The 3,201-nt window shown below is 68.4% G+C and carries 3 protein-coding genes and 1 pseudogene; 2 read left to right on the top strand and 2 right to left on the bottom strand.

What is annotated here, in order from left to right:
* The first annotated feature begins 137 nt into the window (after window positions 1-137).
* A complete protein-coding gene (gene argH, locus AC2VON_RS19345; protein WP_486954397.1) occupies window positions 138-1,550 on the top strand; it encodes an argininosuccinate lyase in 1,413 nt (470 codons plus the stop codon).
* On the opposite strand, the gene AC2VON_RS19340 is transcribed toward argH, so the two are convergent.
* Both AC2VON_RS19340 and AC2VON_RS19335 read right to left on the bottom strand, forming a co-directional pair.
* Entirely contained in the window at window positions 1,520-2,074 is a 555-nt protein-coding gene (locus tag AC2VON_RS19340) for an O-acetyl-ADP-ribose deacetylase (protein ID WP_486954396.1), read from the bottom strand. The two genes, argH and AC2VON_RS19340, sit on opposite strands and share 31 nt — an antisense overlap.
* A 37-nt stretch (window positions 2,075-2,111) precedes the next feature.
* Window positions 2,112-2,591, bottom strand: coding sequence for an MPT63 family protein (locus tag AC2VON_RS19335; protein WP_486954395.1), 480 nt, complete (start codon window positions 2,589-2,591; stop codon window positions 2,112-2,114).
* A 124-nt stretch (window positions 2,592-2,715) separates the two neighbouring features.
* Here AC2VON_RS19335 and AC2VON_RS19330 point away from each other — a divergent pair.
* Window positions 2,716-3,201 (top strand): annotated as a pseudogene (locus tag AC2VON_RS19330) (M15 family metallopeptidase); the annotation flags it as partial.

The raw sequence follows: 3,201 nt of genomic DNA, 5'->3' as shown, positions 1-3,201 counted from the left end.
GCAGCTGCACGGGTTGTCGTCGAAGATCTCCGCAGCCCGGGACGCACGGTGACCCGGTCGACCGCGAGCATGCACAAAATCGCACCAGCGGGGCCGCCCGGGTGCGATTCTGTGCATGCTCACCGGGCTGGGGCGACGTGAACACCCACCAGGGATCGCTGTGGGGCGGGCGGTTCACCGACCGCCCGGCCGCCGCACTGGCCGCGTTGAGCAGGTCGACCCAGTTCGACTGGGTGCTGGCGCCTTACGACATCGCCGCGTCCAAGTCGCACGCCGGGGTGTTGTTTCGAGCCGGTCTGCTCACCGAGGAGCAGCGTGACGGGCTGCTGGCCGGGCTGGACAACCTCGGCGCAGCCGTCGCCGACGGCAGCTTCGTGCCGCTGGCCACCGACGAGGACGTGCACGGCGCCCTGGAGCGCGGCCTGATCGATCGGGTCGGCACCGAGCTGGGTGGCCGGTTGCGGGCCGGGAGATCACGAAACGACCAGGTGGCCACGCTGTTTCGGATGTGGCTGCGTGACGCGGTGCGCCGTGTCGCCGGCGGGGTGCTCGACCTGGTCGACGTGCTGGCCACCCAGGCGGCGGCTCACCCGACAGCGATCATGCCGGGCAAGACGCACCTGCAGTCGGCGCAGCCGGTGCTGCTGGCACACCATCTGCTGGCCCACGCCCACCCGCTGCTGCGCGACGTGGACCGGATCGCCGATCTCGACGCGCGCGCCGCGGTGTCTCCGTACGGCGCGGGCGCACTCGCCGGCTCGTCACTGGGCCTCGATCCGGACGCCATAGCGGCCGAGCTCGGTTTCACCAGGGCCGCGGAGAATTCGATCGATGCCACGGCTGCCCGGGACTTCGCCGCCGAGGCAGCGTGGGTGTTCGCGATGATCGCCGTCGATCTGTCCCGGCTGGCTGAAGACATCATCGTGTGGAGTTCGACCGAATTCGGCTACGTCAGGTTGGACGACGCCTGGTCCACCGGAAGTTCGATCATGCCGCAGAAGAAGAATCCCGACATCGCCGAGCTGGCCCGCGGCAAGTCCGGCCGGCTGATCGGGAATCTGGCCGGGCTGCTGGCGACGCTGAAAGCGCAGCCGCTGGCCTACAACCGCGACCTGCAGGAAGACAAGGAGCCGGTGTTCGACTCGGTGGCCCAGCTGGAGTTGTTGCTGCCGGCAATGGCGGGACTGGTGGGCAGCCTGACGTTCGACGTCGAGCGGATGGCGGCACTGGCCCCGGCCGGCTACACACTGGCCACCGATATCGCTGAATGGCTGGTGCGCCAAGGTGTTCCGTTCCGGTCCGCACACGAGGCCGCGGGCGCCGCGGTGCGCGCGGCCGAACGGCGCGGCGTGGGCCTGGAAGACCTGAGTGACGACGAGTTGGCCGGCGCCGGTCCCGCGTTGACGCCGGAGGTGCGCGACGTGCTCACCGTCACCGGCTCGGTTTCGTCGCGCGACGCCCGCGGCGGCACCGCGCCCGCCCGGGTCGCCGAACAGCTCGAAGCCCTACGCCAATGTGCTCACCGCTTGCGGCTGCGGCTGCGCCGCTGAGACGGCGAGCCAGCGCGGGTCAGCTCCCGTCGTAGCAACCCCGCCATGTCCTCGCTGAACGCCACGAACGTCACCTGCTGCACGGCCGTGTCGGCGTTGCGCACCGCCGTCACCGCCTGATGTGCGGCGTCGGCAGCCGGCCAGCCGTAGCTGCCGGAGGAGATCAACGGAAACGACACCGTCTCCGCGCCCAGTGCATCGGCGACCTCGAGGCTGCGGGTGTAGGCAGACCGCAGCAGCGGTGACCGGTCTTCGCCACGCGAATAGACCGGCCCGACGGTGTGGATGACCCATCGCGCGGGCAGCAGCCCCGCCCTGGTTGCGACCGCATCCCCGGTCTCCAGGCCGTCCGGTAGGTCGTTGTCGCGCAGCTGCTGGCATTCGGCCAGGATCGCCGGGCCGGCGGTTCGATGGATCGCCCCATCGACTCCACCGCCGCCCAGCAGAGTGCTGTTGGCGGCGTTGACGATTGCGTCGACGTGCACGGTGGTGATGTCGCCGCGAATCACTCGGATCTCGGTCACTGCTCCATCATGGAATGCCATCCGCTGTGCTGGTCTGCTACGGCCCCCAAATCATCAGGTCTTCCATACCGTTGTTCATGGTCACGGTGCTCGGTTGTGGGCCGGTGACATCGAAGTAGATCTTTCCGGTCGCTTGCTGGCCTTCGGGGATGGTGGCCCCGCTGATCGCCTGCGGCGCGGCGACCTGCCACAGCACCCGGTAGACGGCCTGGCTGGGAGCCACGGCGTTGAACTGCGAAATCGCAGGAGTCACGCTGCCACGGATGGCGTGCACGGTAGCGGTGGCCTGCCAAACCTGGCCGGCTACCGGGTAGTCCGGCATCGTGTCGCTGCTTGGCCCCAGATCGTCGACCTTCCAGGACAGCACGACCTGCCCGACGCTGTCGGTCTCCTGCAACGTGCTGCCCAACGTGCCGACGATGGGGTAAGCCGCGGTTGCAAGAGGTGCGACGGCGATGGCGATCGTTGCCATCACCACCGCGGGCAGCGCCGTCTTCATTATCGTGGTGATCTTCATGGTGTCCTCCACACTCGGTTGAGCAGTGATGCGTTAATAACCCGATTTTCCTGGAACTAACCGTCGTTTGCCAGCGCTGAGCCACCGCCGCTGCGCTACCGTGGGCGACATCAGGACTTACCCGGTGAAATCGCTGATCAGGCACAGGATCGCCGCAATCGCGGTCGGTGCGGTGGGTATTGCAGCCGCTAGCCTGCTGGCGCAGTGCGCAGCGACGTCGCCACCCCCGGTGGCCAGCGTGCCGCCACCGTCGCCGCCCCCGGCGGTACCTGCACTTTCCGGCGCCGCCGTCGATCCGGTGACCGCCGCCGAACTCGGCGCGAGCTGGCGGCAGGATTGCCCCGTCGGACCGGCACAACTACGGCGGGTCGGCGTCAACCACATGGGTTTCGACGGTCACCCGCACCGCGGCGAACTGATCGTTCACGAAGACGTGGTGGCACAGGTCATCGCCATCTTCGAACAGCTCTACCAGCTGCACTATCCGATCGAGAAGATGCGCCCGGCCAGCCATTACCCGGCGGCCGCCGATGAGTTGTCGATGCAGGACAACAACACCTCGGCGTTCAATTGCCGGCGCATCCCGGGAAGCGGCCGGTGGGCCCGGCAC

Source organism: Mycobacterium sp. TH-M82 (assembly GCF_057473605.1).
The sequence above is the reverse complement of the archived record's forward strand: the minus strand, read 5'-3'. Positions and strand labels throughout refer to the sequence as shown.